Origin of the sequence: Dyella choica (assembly GCF_003977665.1) — a bacterium.
GTDB lineage: Bacteria > Pseudomonadota > Gammaproteobacteria > Xanthomonadales > Rhodanobacteraceae > Dyella_B > Dyella_B choica.
Map to the genome: position 1 here is coordinate 285,444 of NZ_RYYV01000004.1, position 18,680 is coordinate 304,123.

18 protein-coding genes are annotated in these 18,680 nt (G+C 60.2%); 4 read left to right on the forward strand and 14 right to left on the reverse strand.

The genetic code is table 11. The annotated features are described in order from the left end of the window. Window positions 1-214: 214 nt before the first annotated feature. The 8 genes from EKH80_RS07345 to EKH80_RS07380 all read right to left on the reverse strand — a co-directional run bounded on the left by EKH80_RS07345 (window position 215) and on the right by EKH80_RS07380 (window position 7,266). Window positions 215-1,042 carry a hypothetical protein gene (locus tag EKH80_RS07345; protein WP_126684072.1) on the reverse strand — a complete coding sequence of 276 codons (828 nt, stop codon included), beginning with the start codon at window positions 1,040-1,042 and terminating at the stop codon, window positions 215-217. 113 nt (window positions 1,043-1,155) lie between these two features. Further along, entirely contained in the window at window positions 1,156-1,932 is a 777-nt protein-coding gene (locus EKH80_RS07350; RefSeq protein ID WP_126684073.1) for a 4'-phosphopantetheinyl transferase family protein, read from the reverse strand. Beyond that, on the reverse strand, window positions 1,929-2,720 hold the full coding sequence (locus EKH80_RS07355) for a thioesterase II family protein (protein WP_158628786.1): 792 nt from the start codon (window positions 2,718-2,720) through the stop codon (window positions 1,929-1,931). Before EKH80_RS07355 ends, EKH80_RS07350 begins: the two co-directional genes overlap by 4 nt. A gap of 227 nt (window positions 2,721-2,947) precedes the next feature. Further along, window positions 2,948-3,199, reverse strand: coding sequence for a hypothetical protein (locus EKH80_RS07360; protein ID WP_126684075.1), 252 nt, complete (start codon window positions 3,197-3,199; stop codon window positions 2,948-2,950). Between the two features lie 55 nt (window positions 3,200-3,254). Beyond that, window positions 3,255-3,647, reverse strand: a complete 393-nt coding sequence (locus EKH80_RS07365) for an MATE family efflux transporter (RefSeq protein ID WP_126684076.1) — start codon at window positions 3,645-3,647, stop codon at window positions 3,255-3,257. Then, window positions 3,625-6,120: a PfaD family polyunsaturated fatty acid/polyketide biosynthesis protein gene (locus EKH80_RS07370; RefSeq protein WP_329955473.1), complete on the reverse strand. Its 2,496-nt coding sequence runs from the start codon at window positions 6,118-6,120 to the stop codon at window positions 3,625-3,627. Before EKH80_RS07370 ends, EKH80_RS07365 begins: the two co-directional genes overlap by 23 nt. 172 nt (window positions 6,121-6,292) lie before the next feature. Next, window positions 6,293-6,499, reverse strand: coding sequence for an MbtH family protein (locus EKH80_RS07375; RefSeq protein WP_126684078.1), 207 nt, complete (start codon window positions 6,497-6,499; stop codon window positions 6,293-6,295). A gap of 335 nt (window positions 6,500-6,834) precedes the next feature. Then, window positions 6,835-7,266: a DUF1810 domain-containing protein gene (locus EKH80_RS07380; protein ID WP_126684079.1), complete on the reverse strand. Its 432-nt coding sequence runs from the start codon at window positions 7,264-7,266 to the stop codon at window positions 6,835-6,837. A gap of 241 nt (window positions 7,267-7,507) precedes the next feature. Between EKH80_RS07380 and EKH80_RS07385 the strand changes: the two genes are divergently transcribed. After that, the gene (locus EKH80_RS07385; protein ID WP_126684080.1) at window positions 7,508-8,812 is read left to right on the forward strand and encodes an Nramp family divalent metal transporter; all 1,305 of its coding nucleotides are present in this window, start codon (window positions 7,508-7,510) and stop codon (window positions 8,810-8,812) included. Window positions 8,813-9,075: 263 nt separating this feature from the next. On the opposite strand, the gene EKH80_RS07390 is transcribed toward EKH80_RS07385, so the two are convergent. From EKH80_RS07390 to EKH80_RS07400, 3 genes are all read right to left on the reverse strand, one after another. Further along, window positions 9,076-10,032: a zinc metalloprotease gene (locus EKH80_RS07390; protein ID WP_126684081.1), complete on the reverse strand. Its 957-nt coding sequence runs from the start codon at window positions 10,030-10,032 to the stop codon at window positions 9,076-9,078. A gap of 411 nt (window positions 10,033-10,443) precedes the next feature. After that, window positions 10,444-10,851, reverse strand: a complete 408-nt coding sequence (locus EKH80_RS07395) for a MerR family transcriptional regulator (protein WP_126684082.1) — start codon at window positions 10,849-10,851, stop codon at window positions 10,444-10,446. A gap of 65 nt (window positions 10,852-10,916) precedes the next feature. Beyond that, window positions 10,917-12,293, reverse strand: a complete 1,377-nt coding sequence (locus EKH80_RS07400) for an FAD-containing oxidoreductase (protein WP_126684083.1) — start codon at window positions 12,291-12,293, stop codon at window positions 10,917-10,919. Window positions 12,294-12,326: 33 nt separating this feature from the next. On the opposite strand from EKH80_RS07400, the gene EKH80_RS07405 reads away from it, so the two are divergent. Together EKH80_RS07405 and EKH80_RS07410 are read left to right on the forward strand one after the other, a co-directional pair. After that, window positions 12,327-12,512, forward strand: a complete 186-nt coding sequence (locus EKH80_RS07405) for a hypothetical protein (RefSeq protein WP_126684084.1) — start codon at window positions 12,327-12,329, stop codon at window positions 12,510-12,512. A 325-nt stretch (window positions 12,513-12,837) separates the two neighbouring features. After that, entirely contained in the window at window positions 12,838-13,473 is a 636-nt protein-coding gene (locus EKH80_RS07410; protein ID WP_126684085.1) for a TetR/AcrR family transcriptional regulator, read from the forward strand. A gap of 108 nt (window positions 13,474-13,581) precedes the next feature. On the opposite strand, the gene EKH80_RS07415 is transcribed toward EKH80_RS07410, so the two are convergent. Both EKH80_RS07415 and EKH80_RS07420 read right to left on the reverse strand, forming a co-directional pair. Then, the gene (locus tag EKH80_RS07415) at window positions 13,582-13,995 is read right to left on the reverse strand and encodes a 4-oxalocrotonate tautomerase (protein WP_126684086.1); all 414 of its coding nucleotides are present in this window, start codon (window positions 13,993-13,995) and stop codon (window positions 13,582-13,584) included. 288 nt (window positions 13,996-14,283) lie between these two features. Beyond that, window positions 14,284-16,101: a phospholipase D-like domain-containing protein gene (locus EKH80_RS07420; protein WP_126684087.1), complete on the reverse strand. Its 1,818-nt coding sequence runs from the start codon at window positions 16,099-16,101 to the stop codon at window positions 14,284-14,286. 353 nt (window positions 16,102-16,454) lie between these two features. On the opposite strand from EKH80_RS07420, the gene tssA reads away from it, so the two are divergent. Further along, window positions 16,455-17,498: a type VI secretion system protein TssA gene (gene tssA, locus EKH80_RS07425; protein WP_126684088.1), complete on the forward strand. Its 1,044-nt coding sequence runs from the start codon at window positions 16,455-16,457 to the stop codon at window positions 17,496-17,498. Window positions 17,499-17,575: 77 nt separating this feature from the next. Here tssA and EKH80_RS07430 read toward each other — a convergent pair whose 3' ends face one another. Next, window positions 17,576-18,673 (reverse strand): hypothetical protein, encoded by a 1,098-nt coding sequence (locus EKH80_RS07430; protein WP_126684089.1) that lies wholly within the window; start codon window positions 18,671-18,673, stop codon window positions 17,576-17,578. Window positions 18,674-18,680: the final 7 nt, after the last annotated feature.

Consider the following 18,680-nt stretch of genomic DNA (forward strand, 5'->3'; position numbering starts at 1 on the left):
TTGTACAAAAAACGTCATGAATATCCAAAATGCCTGGATGGTTGGCGTGATGAAAAGGGAATGTCTGGCTTGGCGCGTTGCTGATCGAACCATGTCGGGACCGCACCGTATGCGCTTGTAGCGAGCGTAGGCTGGGATGACAATCCCAGCATCCGCAGGTTGCATACATGGCAATGCTGGGGTTTGCACCCCAGCCTACACGGTCAAGCCTTGCTCAGGCGGCAACGTTGGGCTTGTCCCCTGCCCCGCGAAGATTGGTGATCTTGCCGAGCAGGCCGAACCAGAACGGCGCCCCGAACAGGGATGAAGTTGCGGTGATGAGCCAACCGGGAATCCGGTAGAGCGTTTCGATGAAGCCGGGCGGATCACTCCATCCGATCGGCAGCCGGTCGAGCGTCGAAACGGCATCGTTGACATTGGCCTCCGGCGCTGGAACAGGCAAGTGCAACAGGCCCGTGGCGGCCGTCTTCCACAAGCTGGTCAGCACGTGGCACGCATCGATGTTGAAGGCGATCGCCACCGCCATGGCGAATACGAATGCCCAGAATTGGGCCTGTCTTTTGTACGCGCCGGAGATCCGGTCCATGGCCGAATCAAACCATTGCGCAAGCTCGGTTTCGAAAGCTGCCGCATTGCCCGCAGCACGGTCGTACATGCTGCATAGGCAGTCGCGGATCTGCTGATCGGAAATGGCCTCGAGTGCGGGACGCAAATTGCCGAACGCGACCCGGCCCCGTCCCAGCACGTCCACCAGTGCGCGCGCGAAATTCAACGGGGCGATATAGGACGGCGCCAGCTTCATGGACAGGTTGCCGATGCTGGCCGCGCAGCCATCGCTGCGTGGATTGACGAGTGCGTTATTGTAGATGTCCAGCACCAAGGCGTGACCATTCAACAACTGGGTAACGCCCGCCAACAGCGTTCTGGCGCGCAGCCGGAACATGGAAGCGACCGCCTCCTGCACGCTGCTTGCAATCAGCGCGACGGAACCGAAGCACACGATCATGCCGATGGCGACTTCAAGGACTATGCTGCCGAACATGGTTCCTTCCCCCTAGGCGAATACCTTCGCCTGACCTGCGTTTGACTGCCGCGCCCCCGCCCTGTTCGGATGAAAGCCTCGCTCCAACAGGGGGATTTTACAAGCAGGTCCGCTCAGGTGTCGGCCAAGACCAGCATCATCACGATACCCGGCATCGAGGGAGCCTGCGCCAGTGCAGCCGTCACTGGCTCCTTGCCCATGGGCAAATCGATCAGACGCAAGCGAGCCGGATGGCTGAGCACGGGCTCGTCGTGGTCCAGGCAAACATCGATGGCCTGTAGCTTGTCGCTGAGCCCCGTGCCGATGGCTTTCAGCACCGCCTCCTTGCGTGTCCAACAGCGCTTGAACAGCGCCTGTCGATCCTCGGCGGGAGCCTGTTCGATGTGACGCCGCTCCGCTGCGTGCGTGATGGCAGGCAGCAGGTCGCGATAGTCGCCGAGGCGCGCAAACGTTTCGATATCGATGCCGATCGGCTCGCCGGAGCTTACTGCACAGGCGAGCCAGCGACCGGAATGCGACACGTTATAAGCCGGGGCATCGGGTAAAAAAGGCTTGCCGTGGCGCCCAAGGGAAAAGGCGTACGGCACGGGCGCCCCACAGGGGCGAACCAGATGGTGTACCAGCGTGCGGCCCAGCACGAAATTATGCCGGTCGCCAGCCAGCCGAAAGCGTGAGGCACGTTGGCGATCGGCGTCGACCAACAGGCTTTCATCGCCGAATGCGTCGGCCCCGCGCAGGATCGCCACAAAGCTGGAACCTCGCGCCAGCGCATCGTCGCAGAGGCGGCGCGCCTCCTGCCACAAGTCGGCCGGCATGGCATGGATGACGGTGAGGCGGCATCCCGTGCGAACTGCCGGCGTGAGCTCTTGCACGCCGGTAGCACCGTTCATGCGTGGCCTCCGGCCATGCCCGGCACTCCGACACCGCTCCAACGTGCGAGCAGGTCGTCGATCAGCGCCATGCGCTGATGATGGAGATAGAAATGATCGCCCTCGAAGCTGCGGCAGGCAAAGCCCGGCTGCGCCCAGCGCTCCCAGGCCAGTATCCGGGTCGGCGTGACGTGCTTGTCGGCGGCACCGGCATAGGCGGTGATCGGGAGCCGCAACTCGCTGCCTTCCGGCACCACGTAGCTGTCGATGAGGTTGAAGTCCGCGCGCACCACCGACAGCACCATCTGCAGGTATTCGGGATGCCCGAGGATTTCCTTTGGCGTGGCGGCAAAACTTTCCAGTGTCTGCAACAGTTCGGCATCGCTCAGGCTGGCGCGCGATTTTTCGCGCCGGCACAGTTGCGGCGCGGAACAAGCCGAAACGAACAGCCGTTGTGGCAGGGGCAAACGGCGTTCATGCAGCTGCCGCGCTAACTCGAAGGCAACGACGCCGCCCAGGCTATGGCCGAAGAAAGCGAACGGCAGGTCCAACGGCATCGCATCGGCCAACAGCATGGCCAACGTATCCAGGCGATAGAGCGGCCGTTCGGCAACACGCGTTTCCCGCCCCGGAATCGCTACCGCCCACACCTCGGTATACGGCGCAACGTGCTGCTGCCATTCCCGGAACAGCGAAGGGCCGCCACCGGCGTGGTGAAAACAGATCAGGCGGCGACGCGTGCCGGTGTGCGCGCCATAGCGCCGAAACCAGCGTCCCGGATCGACGGCGCTTGCCCGCATGCTTACCATGCCCCCTCCTTTTCCTTCTCTACTGTCCGCGCAGGCCGGGACCGCAAACCCGGCAACCTGCATACGCCCCCACAGCTGGGACGGTCATCCCAGCCTACGTACCGGCATCAGCCCTGACTCTCCGCATAGGCCAGCACAATGCCGTTCTGGCGCCTTTTCACCGCAGAAAAGATCCGCCAAAAGTACAACATGCCGATGACTGCCTCAAACGAAGAACCGACCACCCATCACACAGGCAGAATGTTCAAGTGTCCCATGGGCACCGTGGTGATTGCGTATACGGCTGGAATGCCGAGGCACCCCATGACCACCAGGCGGATGACGAACAGGAAGCGGGTCAATCCGAAGCTTTGCAGCACCGAGGCTCCCGTCATGGAGAAGGCGAAGGCCAGCGAATAGGCCCACAGCACCCGGGCGGTCGCGATGGAGGCGTGCTGGATTTCCGGCGGCTTGCCCGCCAGTCCGAAAGGGCTCAGCAAGGCGCCCGGCGTCGCGACTTGAAAAACGAGATGACGACGATGTAGGCCAACTCGATCAGCATGTTATCGGCACGATTCGTGGGATTTGCGCAAAGTTGTTCTTGTCGATGGCGTTGCTGCACAACACGCTACAGCCGATGGGCAGGCCAAGCACGGGGATGAAACCCAGGTAGCTCACAGTCAGATTGATGCTGTTGGCCGCGAGCGCCATCGATCCCAATCCGGCAATCACCCAGATGAACGCCGCGTTGCCGAAGTTGAGGATACCCGCGGAGACCCCCAGGATGACGCCCTTTTTCAGGCGCGGCAGCTTTGCCGGATCTGGGGGCCGCGATAAACCGCAACCTACCATCGCCTCGGTCGGGCCGTACTCGTTCACGAAGCTTGCCGCCGGCAGCGCCGGCGCGAGCCAAGCACCAAACCAATCAGCTATCGGCGAAACGTGCAAAGGAACGCGACAGATGCGCGGCGGTCGCGTCCATCAGCTTGAGGGCGATGTGATCCACACGGCGGTTGCTCCAGGATTCCAGCTCTGTCCCCTTCACCCATTGGTTGAAGGAGCCCAGCGCCGGACCGGTCTGGATCTGGTAGTTCACGCGATCCTCGCCCTTGCCCTCGATGGCGATGCGCGTGCTGTAGGCGAAGTACCAGCGGAACACCAGCGCCATCTTGTGCTTGGTGTTGGCCTGGGCCTTGGCGATCTCGTGCTCCAGCTTGACGGACTGCAAGTAGCTCATTGTTTCGTGCCAGATCTGGTCAAAACTCCGCTTGAAAAAGCTGCCTTCCAACTGGTTGCGCGTGCGCAGCGGAATCTCGTCCAGGCTCGCATAGTGCTGGTAGAGCGACAGCAGCTTGTTCGCCCGCGCCGGGAAGAACACCGATTTCTTCATCACCTGCACCTGTGCGCCGAACTCGAACATGTCGCCGGCCGGCGCATACTCGGTATCGTGGATGTCGATCTCCTGCAGCATCGACTTGCCGTCCGCGCTCATCCCCGCCTCCACCGTGCACTGATTGATCGAGCCGGTCGCGACGAAGTCCGCACCAAGCATGAACGCCGCCGCAGCGGCTTCCGGTCCGCCGATGCCGCCGGCGAGACCCATGCAAATCGGTTCGGCATAGGCGTGGGTACGCTGCATTTCATCTCGCATGCGCAACAACGGCGGCATCATGACGGCCGCAATGCCGCCGTCCGTATGTCCGCCGGAGTCGGCTTCGACACAAATGTCATGGCTCATCGGAATGCGCCTGGACCACTCCGCTTGCTGAGCCGTTACCAGACCTTGCTCAAGCAGGCGTTCCAGGATGTGCGTTGGCGGCGGGCTCATGAATGCCCTGGCCACTTCCGGCCGCGACACCTTGGCAATGATGCGATGCGAGCAGATGACGTCACCCTTGGCGCTTTGACGCAAGCCTTGCAAACGGAAGCGGACCAGTGCGGGTGTCATCTGCATGAACGCTGCCGCTTCGACATTGCTGATGCCGGATTTGAGATACAGCTCCACCACCGCCATTTCCTGCGCGGGATAGTCGTAATTCGCCAGCAGGTTCATGCCGTAGGGCTGACCGGTGTTGAGTTCCGCCTGAATGCGGACAATCGCCGCCTCGATTCTCCGCAGCGAGAGCCCGCCCGCGCCGAAGAAGCTGAGCAACCCGGCCCGGCCCATCCTGATCACCAGATCGGCCGAGGCGATGCCGCGGTACATCGCACCCGTCATATAGGCATAATGCAAGCCATAGCGATGACGAAAGATGCGGCTGCCGAGCGAACCGGCGTCCAGACGGAACGGTTTGGCCGCTTTCTGCCTCCCGCGCCCCTCCCGAACGGTGCTTGTCAGCGCGGATTCGGTTTCCACGGATACATCGGTACAAGAACGCGCGTGTTGGTTTTCGCGCACCGATGTCGTCGATGCGGATGCGTGTTGAGGGACAGTTAGCCGTTCCAGGCGTTGCATGTCGCTGCCAAAGGGCGACATGACGGTATGCACCTGGGAGACCGAGCCGGTCGGAAGCGCATGCTTCAGGAAGGTCGCCAACGTGCCGTCCGGACTCAAGTCGATATAGCGATGGCTTCCCTGCGATTCGAGCGAGCTGATCGCCTGCTGGAATAGAATGGGTTCGCGCACGGCGGTCCAGAAGTAATCCGCGGACAACCGGCGCAAGAGCTTGCCGGTGGCGCAACACATCATCGGCAACTCGCCCTGGCGGCGTTCAATGTCTTGCAGAACGGTGCGATAAGTTTGCCCGGCAGCATCGATCCAGCGCGAGTGAAAGGCGAAAGCCACCGGAAGTTGCTGGAACGCCATGCCGCGCTGGCGCAGATGGGCCATCACGGCTGCGGCGTGCTGTTCCGGCAGTGACAACACCGAATGCGTCGCAAAGTTGTCGGCCGCCAGTTCGCAAAGAGCGAGCAATTCCGGGGTGAGATAACGCTGTCGCTCACCCACCACGGCAATCATGCTGCCGCGTGTGCAATGCGCCTCCAGCGCGATGGCCTGCTCGACCACCGCCAGCAAGGCCAGATCCGGATCCATGTACCCTGCCACAGCAGCGGCGGCCGTGGCGCCGAGGCTTGCGCCAAGCACCATGTCAACTCGCACGCCACGATGCAGCAACGAAGCCGCCAAGGCGTACTCCACCATGAAGATCGCCGGATGACTGTGCAAAAGGCGATTGAACGGCTCATTACGGCTTTTTCCTTCCGCAAACAGCACATCCAATACGGATTCGCCGCAACGAGCGCGAACTACCTGATCCGAGTCACGCAAGGTGGCGCGGAAGTGCGTGTCTCGCTCATACAGCTCCCGCGCCATTTGAAAATGGTGGGAGCCTTGCCCGGAGAAAAGCAATACGGTTTTCACATGTCGCGCACGCGCAAAGCCAATACACCGCCTTGTAACCACGCCATCCTGGCAAGGCACCCAATAGGTCTGGACATTGGAAATATTTTCCGCCCCCGCATGTTTCGCACGGGCCGGCTCATGGCATCCCTATCAGCAGGACGCCCCTCCCAATCATTGAGCCGATGCAGAATGCTCTCGCTTTGTGTCATTTCGTCGCGCACGACATCGTCTTGTCGTGCACGGCCTACGATCAGTTGAGCATGGATGCACGAAGCGAACGCGGACGCATGTCGGTCCATACGTCGCCAATATAGTCAAGGCAAGCTTCTTTCGTCCCCTGCTTGCCTACCAAGATCCAACCATTTGGCACGATCTTGCCGACCGGCCAGATCGAATATTGATCTTCCTGATTGACCACCACTTCGTATAGCTGAGACTGGAACGATATGGCAGACATGCATTTTCTCCCTACAAAATAACCATAAAGTCGAACTTGAACTTTAATTAATAGGACAATTGAAGCATTTAAATCTGAAAGGACCACCATGCCACTCCATGGCATTCAACTCATGGCGCCTTTTCTGGCCTGTTCCAGATGGAAAGCCAAGACACGCCCTGCCGAATCAGGGCAACCATAAATCCGTGTTTCAGTGCTTCCCCTTGCCTGCTCCAAGACGCCAGCTTCACAGACTTTGAGGTCGCTATACCAGCACAGACTCGCGTGATGACATCGTGAAAATACCTTTAAATTTTTGTCTCACCGTTGTCGGGTCCCGAATCCGTAGCCGGCTGCTAATGCAAACGAAGCCGTTCAAGCGTACGTGGGTCATCCACGCCATCGAAATATTTTTTCAGCGCCCGCTGGAACACCGGGTCGATGGGGTCCGCTTTGCTAAATAACGTCATGCACGAACGAAACTTCAGTTCGTCCGGACTACCGAAGATTTGGCGTGCCGACTTTCCATCGATCCGGATTACCAACTCGGCGCATTCATGCAGCCTCAACCCCAAGACGGGGTGCCGCAAATAGGCCCTGGCCTCTTCGATCGAATGGATAGCAAAGAATCGGGACGTCGAGCTGAATCCAAGGCCTTCGATCTGGGGAAAAATAAACCACATCCAATGACTGGTTTTGCGGCCCGCGCGAAGTTCAGCAACAACCCTCTCATACATGGCTACCTGCTCATCCAGGAATCTCTGCAAATGGAAAGGATCGTCAGTCATAAATCGCCCTTATTCGAAAGGGTATCCAGCCTATTCCTTGCCCTGCGATCCAGCCAGAGCCAAGGCTTGCCGCCCGCGGTCAAGCGCCTGAGGGGTTTCTCCGCGAGGTCAGTGCCGAAGGCAGAGCGGTGCCATAGCGGCAGACTATCGCGGCCATCCAACAAATCAAATTCACTCACCACGACGGCGGCGATAGATTCCAACCACCCATGGCGACCGATGCCGCTCAAGCCGAACGCGAATGAATACCCTGGTCCTCGCTCACCCGTTGTCCAGCTCGGAGCGCATCGTCGCCTCCGTGCGAACGGTGCTCGGCGAACGTCGTGGTCATTGGCGGGCCTGGCTGGGGCTGGTCGGACCGGGTGTCGTGGTTTCGGTTGCCTACATGGATCCCGGCAATTTCGTCACCAATATTCAGGCCGGCGCGCAATATAGCTACAGCTTGCTGTGGGTGGTGATCTTGGCGAGCGCGGTGGCGGTACTCTTTCAGGTGCTGTCGGCCAAGCTGGGTATTGTCACTGGACATAACCTGGCCGAATTGTCCCGCATGCATCTTCCGGCAACGCTCGTACTGCCGATGTGGCTGGCCAGCGAGGTTGCCGCCATGGCGACGGATTTGGCGGAACTGCTGGGCGGCGCCCTGGGCGTATCACTGCTGTGCCACTTGCCCCTGATGACCAGCCTGGTTCTTACGGCGGCCGTCACCTGCGCCATACTGTTGCTTGGCAATCGCGGCTTCCGGCCATTGGAACTGACGATCGCGGCGCTGGTGGGAGCCATCGGCATGGCTTATGCGGCGGAACTGCTGTTGTCCCCGGTGCAATGGGGCGGCGTGTTCAAGGGATTGGCCACGCATGAATTGCCCGACGCCAATGCGCTGAATCTCGCGGTGGGCATTGTCGGCGCCACGGTCATGCCGCATACGCTTTATCTGCATTCCGGCCTGACCCAGGCTCGGGTTCCGGCACGAACCGATGCGGAACGGACAAAGTTGCTCACATTCTCCAATCGCGAAGTGGGCATCACGCTGACCCTGGCGGGCCTGGTCAACGCGGCGATGATCGTCGTAGCCGCCGGCGCCTTCCATGATCATCACGCTGACGTCTCGGAGCTCCAGGATGCCTATCGGGCTCTGGGACCCGCCGTGGGCGCGGCAGCCGCAGGCCTGTTCCTGGTCGCCCTGATCTCCTCGGGCATCTCCAGCTCCGTAGTCGGCACCATGGCCGGCCAGGTCATCGTCCAGGGCTTCGTCAAATTCCGGATGCCGCTCTGGCTTCGCCGCGGCATCACCATGCTCCCCAGCTTTGTGGTCGTGGGATCCGGCATGAGCCCGACCAAGGCGCTGCTGTCGAGCCAAGTGATCCTGAGCCTGACGCTGCCACTGCCGATGCTGGCCCTGGTGTGGCTGACCCGCCGACGCGATGTCATGGGGGCGCATCGCAATCGTATCAGTCTACAAGTGATCGCATGCCTCGCCGTTGCGGCCGTGCTGATGCTCAACGCGACACTTCTGCTGCAAATCTTTGGTGTCAACGTCGTGCACTGAACGACACTAGGAATGCCCTGGTCTATCCCTCGCACCCGGCATTCTGGTCGCCTCCTCGACATTGAATTTTTAAAATGTGCGAGCCTCACGGTATCCGCGCTTCGTGGAACGTAGCACCGGGATGACAATCCCAACTTTACACGCGGTGTCCCGGCGCATGGATTGCAATCCCTGCCTACACGCTCTGAGCCGCTAGCTCAGACACGGCAATCAGCAAGGCAAACGCTAGGACTAAAGCAATGGCGAACCATTCGCACCAATAACTAGCTGCCGAGCAGGAGTAAAGCGGCCCCAGCAGGCTGTTGGATGATGATTTTGAACGGCGCACAATCATCGGCATTTACCGGCCCTCGAATTCCATGATCTCCATACCGAGAAGAATTGTTTGGTCGTGGGCACGTTCGAGCGCGGGTGCGCAGTTTGGCCAGTGCTTCTCGTTCCTGTGGTGAAATGCCCACGTCGCTGGGCAAGAGAGGCCTGCCAAGCCGCTCACGTAGCGCGGGAAAATAGGCTGTCGCCTGCGCTTCCATCAAGGGAATGGATGGATTCTGATAGCTTTCCAGTACCACCACCTGACTGTTGCCAAACCACGAGTCGAGAATGCGATCAAAAGCATCGCCCACCATGGAACTAGGATGATGAAAACCCAGGACGTGTCCCATTTCGTGCAGGGCCACGAATCGGATTAGCATTCGCAACACGTCCTCATCGGATGTGCCACGCGCCATGTTCGCACGAAACCATCCCAGATTCCGATTCAGGGACGTTTCGATGTTGCGCAGGTAGTAGGCCGTACTAGGATTGCGCGCTGCGGACCAGAAACTTCCGCTCCTCGCCATAACCGTTTCAGCAAGCCCGGGGGATGATGGTTCCACTTGATTGCCGGTAATAACCAGCAGGGCTTGCGCCTCGCTTGAGGCTGGCGTAAACACAAGGTCATTACCAAGTATTTCCTGCCACTCTGCCATCGCCGCCTCGGTCGCTGCCAGCACATCGATCGAGTAGGAGCGACCACCGATGGTAAAAGTTACGCTCCTGAGCGAAGGGTCAACATAGTAATTGAACTGGCTTGGAAAGACCAAAAACGGATTGTGCACCTCACCTCGATTGTATTGCGCAAAATAAATACGGCCGCCGTAGTCATCCACTCCAGCACTACATTCCAAGCAAGCAAACGCCAACAAAATTACCAGCATCGATTTGAAAATTTTCAACACCATATAAAGCCTTTCCAATCCCTTTCACTTAAGTTATTCCAGCTACAAGAACCATCTTCGCGCTTAAGGCAGATCTATAACCAATGTATAGACGACACCTATCCGAGAGGCGGACGCATTGATGCTGCATGCCACATGCCGAACGCACGCACAATAGACGAACATTTAAAAGCCAAGATGTTTCTTGGGTGTTTCTGACCGATTTGAAAGTATTTTTATCAATTACAATGCCGTTCTTCAGGTGATTGCACGCACGTCGTTTTCCGCAATACCGACGCGAACCACGATGCTGGCATGGCGTATCCATGGTGCGTCACACCATCCGCCAAAGGAACCCAGGACGCACTACCTCATAGCATGAGCACTCTTCGAGACCCTGCTCGCCGTAATGTCTTGCGAGGGGCCAGGAATCCTCTACGCCGACCGTTCCAGGGCTGCAATCAGCGGGCAATGCACCTGGCCAGTATTGCAGTGGCACTGATCGACCAAGGCCGTCAACGCCAGTTCGACACGCTGCAATTGGGCGATGCGCTCGCGCACTATCGTCAATTTATTTGCACCCAGCTGCTCCGCCTCATGGCAAAGACGCCCGTCCTCCAAGGCCAGCAGATCGGCTATCTCGTCGAGGTTGAAACCGAGCACCTGCGCACGCTTGATGAAGCGCAGGCGGCGCACATGGTTTTCATCGTAACGGCGAATGCCTCCCAGCGGCTTGGCCGGTTCGGGTACTAATCCGCGCCGCTGGTAGTAGCGGATCGTCTCGATGGGGACCTCGGCGACCTTCGCCAAGCTGCCGATGGTGTAGCTCATGAGTGACTCCATAGCGCACTACAGCCGCAAACTTACGCTGGACGAGGGCCGAACAGCAGCGCTTCAGTCCGGAGAACTCATTTTACGGTGCCGAGACCCTGCAAGACCGTCGGCAGCAATTCCGCCACGGTGGGATGGATATGCACGGCGTGAGTGACGGTTTGATAGCGCGCCTTCGCATACATCACGTCCAGCAGGCTGTGGATAGCCTCGTCGCCATTGACCCCCAGGATGGCCGCGCCGAGCAATTGCTCGCTTCTCCCATCCACCACCACCTTCATGAAACCCTGGGTCTCGCCACGCTCGATTGCGCGCCCCACACGCGACATGGGTCGTACGCCCACCCGCACGTCATGGCCTTGGTTCAAGGCCTCTCGCTCGGTGAGCCCGATACGCCCCAAGGGAGGATCGATGAATAACGCGTATGCCAGGATACGATCGGAAATACGCCGTGGTTCCCCGTCCAGCAGATTCGCCGCGACGATTTCATAATCGTTGTAAGCGGTATGGGTAAAGGCGCCTCGGCCATTGCATTCGCCCAGGGCCCATATGCCTTCGACGTTGGTGCGGCACTGATCGTCGACGGTGATGTAGCCATGTTCGTTGATGGCCACCCCGGCCTTGTCCAGGCCAAGCGCATCGGTATTGGGACGACGCCCTACTGCCAGCAGGACATGTGTGCCGTGTACCTCCATGCGTGGACTGGCGCATTTGGCCGTGATGCTTATATCGCCGGCCTTGCCATGCAATTCGATGCATTCGGCAGCAAGATGCAGCCCAATACCCTCTCGCTGCAATATGTCGACTACGGCCGCCGACACATCGGGATCTTCCTTCGGCAACAGGCGATCACTGCGCTCGACAATGCTGACTTCGGCACCGAAGCGCCGGAACATCTGCCCGAACTCCAGCCCGATATAGCTGCCACCGACGATCACCAGGTGCCTGGGCAGCTCACGCAATTCCAAAATGCCCGTATTGGTGAGATAAGGTACGCTGTCGATGCCGGGAAAATCTGGGATCACTGCACGCCCGCCGACATTTAGGAATATTTCACCGCCTTCGATCAGCGTATCGCCCACACGCAGCGTCCGCGACGATTCGAAGGCCGCATGCCCACGCAGCAGGGAAACATTCGGCATGCCGGCCAACCACTTCTCGACATTGCTGCGCGAATGCCCGGATATGCCCTGAGTGCGCTTCCAGATGGCCTCCATATCCACCCCAACCTCGCCCGTGCTCACGCCGTAGCTTTCCGAGCGGCGTCCGAGCTGCGCGACATAAGCGCTGGCTACCATCGCCTTGGTGGGAATGCATCCGGTATTGACGCAGGTGCCGCCTACCAGCTTGCGCTCGATCACGGCCACCTTGCGGCCGGACTTGCCCAGGCGCTCTGCCAAGGCGGGGCCCGCCTGCCCTGCTCCAACGACCACTGCATCGAATCGCTGACTCATGCCGCCGCCATGACGAATTTAATGGAACGGGAAGTGTGTAGCACCGATGAAGAAGAAACCGTTAATGCGCAGAGCGTGCCCCCAAATTGCCACGCCCGCTATTACGTCACGGCTGACGCCCCCAATGGCACCACCCTGTATCGAGCGCAGGCAGCGGGTGGACCCGTCACCCAGCTGATACCGCTGAGCCTAGTCAAGCTGAACCTGGAAGCTCGCTGATCCCCACACGGCCGCGCCATTGTCTTCGAGCGCGTCGCCACGAAAGATTGGTTTACGCAATCTCAACCGCACGCGCTATGTCACCCAGGGCACGCAGGCCAGCCAGTACTTTTCCGTTCACGTGCTTGATGTGGGGACGCAGGCGATCACCAAGGTTGCGGATAACGGCATCGCCGATGAAGGGGCGTGGGAGCCATTTTAATCAACATGTCGCTTTGCCCCTCTTCTCGATGGGAGAGATATCGAGCAAGCTACGCTCGGCGAGAAAATGACGTTATGCTGGCAACCGGAGCCACCCATCCGATTCAAAGCCGTACAGCAAACCATGATTCCCCGCGACGAGCAAAAGAAGATAACCCGGCAACGCATCATCGATGCCGCCGGCCGCGGTTTTCGCAAAGGTGGCTACGGCGGCATCGGCGTTGACGGGCTGGCGAAAGAAGCGGGCATGACATCCGGCGCGTTCTACGTGCACTTCGATTCCAAGAAGGCAGCGTTCAGGGAATCCATGCTGCAGGGCATGGTGGAACTGCAGGAAGCCGTGCTTCACCTGCAAGCACAACGCGGCGCGGCATGGTGGCCGGAATTTGTGCGCTTCTATCTCAGCGTAAAGCGTACTTGCGACCTGTCGGAAAGCTGCGCCCTGCAAAGCCTTCCGCCGGAAGTCGCGCGCCTGGATGAGCCTTTGCGTGCGGAGTTCGAAGCCGAACTGCGCAAGCTTGCCAAGTCCATTGCCGCAGGCCCTCCTTCTACGTTTACGCCGGCGGACGAGGAATCCGCTTATGCCGCGCTGGCGTTGCTTGCCGGCACGGTGACGCTGGCGCGCGCGGTTTCCAGTGAAAGCCTGTCCCGGAAGATTGCGCAAGGCGCCATCCAAGCATTGTTGCCGGCGGAAGCGAATCCCAAGCTTGCGCAGAAAAAGGCCGCGGCGAGGAAGACCGCTGTCAAAAAGAAGCAATGATCCTCGTCTGAGCGAGGATTTCACCGCACCTGCCAAAGATCGCGCCATCCCGCCGACACTAGCGGGATGACACGCAGAATATTCACTGCTGGAAAGTAAGCGGCGAGTTCACGCCGAAGCCACGCCCGTCAACTGGGCATTGGTCAGCGCTTGGCCCGCAATACCCCACGCACCATCCACCGCATGCACCACATTGACCCAGATGCGGTCCCTGGGCTGCTTGCCGTGGGAAGCCTCGTGCACGATGTTGGTGGCTTCCTCGATGTATCCCTGCTGGATCTCGCGTGTGGAGAAAATGAACGCGGGCACCTTCCATTCGACGAATACCACCGGGCCTTCCACGGAACCTGAGAAGGTGTGCTCCTGCGGGATCAGGTGGATGGAACCGACCACATTGCGCTTCAGGTCCTGGTTCTCGGACTGGCCGTGCCACTTGAGCATGCAGTCGGAGAGGCGGGAAAACATGGCTTTCTCGGCACCCTTCGGCAGGACGCCTTCGGTGAGAGTCAGAGTGAGCGGCATGACGGACTCCTTGTGAGTTGTTGCCGCCGCACGATGTGCGCGGCGGTCGGCGGCCGCATAAATAACGACCGTTATTTGATGTTAAATAACGATCGTTATTTCGTCAATGCCCATTGACCGGCAGGTCCGCCACGCCTGTCACCATGCGCAGATCGGGACGCAACCCCGACACCGGAATGGGTATCTTGGCTCGCCATTCAAACTATGCCGGCATAGCGGGCTGTGGAGCTTGAGGGCTGGTTCGTCGCCCCGGCAAAAGCCGGGGCGACGAGTTCGAGTGCTAGCAGATCACGCCCGCTTCTTCGACGCCCTCCTGGACTTTCCCCTGTGCGCGGCGACCTCCACGGCGTGCCCCGCATGACCATGGCGCAGGACATGCGCAGTGCTCCTGCCTGGCGCGGCAGGATGGAATTCGCCGAACCAGAACGCCAGCTCACGCTGGTGCGCCGGCTGCAGATAGGCATCCTGCCACGAAGGATCATCCTGCAGTCCACCCCATTTCGTTGCTTTGGCAGCGCCCTTCTTGGGCTTGGCGGATTTCGCGCTGACATGATGGTTCTGGCGGAATTTGTAGTGGTCGAACACGCCCATGATGTTGACCGCGTATTCCTGCGCCAGGCCCGGCGCGTTTTCGACGATCAGCAGGTTATCGTCGTTCTTCATGCTGGCTTTCGGCCCCAGATTATGCGATCCGGTCATCACCACCGGATGGGGGCCAAAGGGGTCTACCACGACGACCTTGGAATGGATCATCACCATCGGCCCGCCTGGCTCATTCTTGAACCAGGGGCTCAGGTACTCGTTGATATTGGCAGGCAGGGTCACCTCCGGATCCGCATCAACGCGACTGCCGTGCTCGTGCAGCGAGAGAATGGGCGCCTTGCCGCCGCCGGGGTCGGCATTGACCACACCGTGGATGTAGAGATTGTCCTGATCCAGCGCCAGGATGTCGTTGAGCAAGGTGCCCTTCGGTCCCGGATTGAAGAACAGGAACAGGACCCCCTGCCTGGCGCCCTGGATCAGCCGGCGCGCGTCGGCCAGATCCACCAGCTGATTGCAAGGCACATTCCAGGCGGTGGCCGGAGCTTTCGCCTTGCCCACGACGGCGTGCGCCGGTTTGCTGCCCTGCTGGGCCAACGAAGGGGGGTAAGCGTTTTTGGCCTGCATCAGGGCCTGCCAGCGCGCTAGATAGGCGCTCGCCAGTTCCGGGCTCTCCACCAGGATCCCGTTGTTGACCTGGGTACACAGGCCGGTCACGGTCCAGTTGGTGCTGCCCGTCCAGACGCGCACGGGTTGCTGATGCTTGTCGCAGAACACCACGAACTTGTTGTGCGCGAAATGCGGGTTGGTGACCAGTCGATCGTAGACGGCAATTGTGCGGGAAGCCTTCAATGCCTTGCGCACGTCCGCGTTTTCGTCGGTAACCTTCTTTCCTTTCTTGTTGCCGTAAGCGCCGGAGCCGAGCAGCAGGTGACCGCGCTTGCCGAATGCTTTCAGCGCATCGATAAGTTCGACGTCGTTCAATTCATACAGCGCGGCATAAATGGTTTCGCCGTTTGCGTTGGATTGCTTCATCAAACCCGTCAAGGCGGAAAGCAGTACGCCACCGAGTTCCTCTCGTAAGGGATTCCCGGGTTTTTCGATATCCTGGGGTTTACCACGCGTGATGGCCTGTCCCGTGCGCGCCATGTACTGCGACGGCACGATCCCGCGGTTGAAATAGGCCTTGAAGCCATCGGTCTTGCCGGTACCGACTTCGACTGCTGCGCACCAGTCGCTGGCTACACCGTCCTTCAAGGCACCTGGCTTGCCGATCTTCGCCACTACGCGGTACTGCACATGGCCCGCTCCTTCCGCGGTGTAATCGCTCCAGATCATCCGCTGGATCGGCCAGATATCGCTGGGCTTATGCTCACCGGGCGCCGCACTAGCATCGCTCTGGAAGCCTATGCGGTTCTCGATCACGACCTCGTTGCCGCCGCCGGCAGACCGGCGGTGCAGCGCAAACCCCAGGCAACCGGGAATCGCCTTGTCCGTACGCCATATGACCGTGGTGCTGTCGGCGTTGGCGTAGGCCTTGATCTGGATATTCGTGGCATTTTCCATAACCCCTCCCTAGCTGTTTGACCAATGGAATGGGAAGTAACAACCGCTTGGATCCGCCGCATGGGCGGCTTGCGTGCATCGAGGCGAGCGGGTAGCTGTGCTAAGTACCGTGACGATGGACTTACGCAAAAAAGTGCCAGCAAAAAAAGCCAAGAGTGATGCAACTTCACTGTTACACAGGCTTTTCAGGATAGTAGCGCCTGGCTGTGTCATGGGCGCATGCCTGCTGTTGCGGAGTGCTCGGGCCTGCCATTGCAGGCGTGCGCGAAGACACCGCCCCACTCATCAAAAACCGCATGCATGCCCCGCCAATTGCGGTAGGATTCTCCCACCTCAAGGACCGTCGCGCACCTATGACCAGTCACGCTCTGGAGTCGTTGTTGTCCCCCCTGGATGGCGAATCGCCCACGGGGGGGAACCTGGAATATGACCCTGACTTCATGACGCTGGAGCGCCTGGCCGCGCCAAAGGCGGAGCGGTCCATCGGCGAGGACGTGATCGCCGCCGAGGAGCCGGACTGGGACAAGGTCTCCGGTCAGGCGGAAGCCCTGCTGGGGCGTTCCAAGGACCTGCGCGTGGCGGTGTATCTGACCATCGCCTGGATGCGTACCTCGGGGCTACCGGGCTGGAGCGCCGGCCTGCAATTGATCCGCAGCCTGCTGGAGCAGTACTGGGAGGGCGTGCATCCGCAACTGGACGCCGAAGACGATAACGACCCCACCGCGCGGGTCAACGCCGTGGCGGCGATTGCCGACCTGCAGGGCATGCTGCGTTTTTTCCGCAGCACGCCATTCGTACAGTCACCCAGAATGGGACGGTTTGCGCTGCGGGATCTGCGCATCGCCAACGGCACGTTGAAAATGCCCGAAGGTGAAGAGGGTGGCGCCGAGCCCCCCGGCCTGGCCCAGATCGAAGCCTGCTGCATGGATTGCCCGGAGGACCAGTTGGCCAGCAATGTGGCGGCCATCAGCGCCGCGCTCGAACACGTCAAGGCCATCGACGCGATTTTCAATGAGTACGTCGGCACCGCCGGGCCCGAGTTGAAGCCGTTGCTCAGCGATATCTTCGAGGTGAAGAAGTTTTTGGAGCCGCAGCTTGCGAAGCGTTTGCCGCAGGCTGTTGCAGCCTCCACCGAGGGTGAAGCCGAAGCTTCGTCGACCTCATCAGGTTCGGTGCAAGCCCCAGCCAGCGGTCGAATCGAAAATCCGCAGGATGTGATTCGCAAGCTGGATGAAATCTGCGACTACTACGCACGGTACGAGCCTTCCAGCCCTATTCCGCTGCTGCTGCGCCGTGCGCAGCGCTTGGTGGGATTGAGCTTTGTGGATCTGATGAAGGATCTGGCGCCGGGTGGGATGAGTGAGTTGCAGGTGATTTCCGGCAGCGCCGACGAATAACCCGTAGGCTGGGTTGCAAAACCCAGCGTTGCCATGCATGCGCCTGCGCGATGCTGGGATTGTCGTCCCAGCCTACGCTAGTACACGCCCTTGCATACGTTCGCCGCCGAGCGCACGAACACCGTCCGCGTGGATGGACTCCAGCTCAACGTGAATCCTGCAGGCAGGCCCATGGTGATATCGGCCACGGCCGTTTGCTCGACCGGCCCCACGGAAGCACTGTTGCCATCACCGAACGTTACTTTGGCGCTGATCGCGTAACGCGCGGGATTGGGGCAAGCGGCATCCACCTGGCGTGATGAGCTGGCACCGTAAGCCGTGATGTCAGGCAAACTGCCGGAAACCGGACTGCGTTCACCGCTGCTGCAGGTGGTGGTCAAGTCGTAGCTGACGGACACGCGCAAGGGGGACGTCACCTGCAGTGCAGTCGTGGCTTCCGGCTGGGCGGAGCAGCCCATGAGAAAGCCCTTGCGCTTAGGCACGACGTGAAATACCAGGGCGACCGACTTGTTCCCTGCCCCATCCGGCAACTTCAACTCGATCCGCGTGGGCAATGCTCCGGTGATGACCGGCTGGTTGTCGAGCAACTTGCCCTTGTCGTCGGTCGCCGTGATCTGCGGATCGGCGCATTGCGGGTCCGCCAGATTCGTGCCGACCAGCGCCAAGGCCACCGGCGCATTGCCCGGATGCAGCGCAAACAGGGGACGATGGTCGATGGTTTCGACGCTGTTGATCACAGGCGCCGCTTTTGAAGAACCCGATGCCTTGGCAAGCTGATCGACGGTAGTGGCCAGCGCATCCGTCAGTGCCTTGGCATCGCTGCCGGGGCAACTTGGCGCTGCATCGAGGAAGCTTTGCGTGCGCTGCACGGCGGCATCCGCGCGCAATACAGCAATGCGCCTGCCGTCGTCCATGATGTCGGCCGGCTGGCTCGCCTTGTCGCCCAGTGATTTACGCAGCGCGTCGGCCATCTCGCCCAGGCGCGCACTCACCGCGGTGAGGCGATCGTCATGCGTGACGCCGGCGCGTGCAACCAGGTCCTGCTTGGCGGTATCGAGGCGAGCGATGACCGCCTCGCCGGTCAGGCGTGGCGCGATTTGCGCCGACGCTTGGCTTGCCGCTCCGATGAGCAGCAAGCCACACCACCATGAAACGACCGCACGCGCACTATGCATCAACCCG

Coding starts and splice junctions, on each gene's coding strand:
- EKH80_RS07345 (WP_126684072.1), bottom strand. CDS start 1,042: ATGTTCGGCAGCATAGTCCTTGAAGTCGCCATCGGCATGATCGTGTGC.
- EKH80_RS07350 (WP_126684073.1), bottom strand. CDS start 1,932: ATGAACGGTGCTACCGGCGTGCAAGAGCTCACGCCGGCAGTTCGCACG.
- EKH80_RS07355 (WP_158628786.1), bottom strand. CDS start 2,720: ATGGTAAGCATGCGGGCAAGCGCCGTCGATCCGGGACGCTGGTTTCGG.
- EKH80_RS07375 (WP_126684078.1), bottom strand. CDS start 6,499: ATGTCTGCCATATCGTTCCAGTCTCAGCTATACGAAGTGGTGGTCAAT.
- EKH80_RS07380 (WP_126684079.1), bottom strand. CDS start 7,266: ATGACTGACGATCCTTTCCATTTGCAGAGATTCCTGGATGAGCAGGTA.
- EKH80_RS07385 (WP_126684080.1), top strand. CDS start 7,508: ATGAATACCCTGGTCCTCGCTCACCCGTTGTCCAGCTCGGAGCGCATC.
- EKH80_RS07390 (WP_126684081.1), bottom strand. CDS start 10,032: ATGGTGTTGAAAATTTTCAAATCGATGCTGGTAATTTTGTTGGCGTTT.
- EKH80_RS07395 (WP_126684082.1), bottom strand. CDS start 10,851: ATGGAGTCACTCATGAGCTACACCATCGGCAGCTTGGCGAAGGTCGCC.
- EKH80_RS07400 (WP_126684083.1), bottom strand. CDS start 12,293: ATGAGTCAGCGATTCGATGCAGTGGTCGTTGGAGCAGGGCAGGCGGGC.
- EKH80_RS07410 (WP_126684085.1), top strand. CDS start 12,838: ATGATTCCCCGCGACGAGCAAAAGAAGATAACCCGGCAACGCATCATC.
- EKH80_RS07415 (WP_126684086.1), bottom strand. CDS start 13,995: ATGCCGCTCACTCTGACTCTCACCGAAGGCGTCCTGCCGAAGGGTGCC.
- EKH80_RS07420 (WP_126684087.1), bottom strand. CDS start 16,101: ATGGAAAATGCCACGAATATCCAGATCAAGGCCTACGCCAACGCCGAC.
- tssA (WP_126684088.1), top strand. CDS start 16,455: ATGACCAGTCACGCTCTGGAGTCGTTGTTGTCCCCCCTGGATGGCGAA.
- EKH80_RS07430 (WP_126684089.1), bottom strand. CDS start 18,673: ATGCATAGTGCGCGTGCGGTCGTTTCATGGTGGTGTGGCTTGCTGCTC.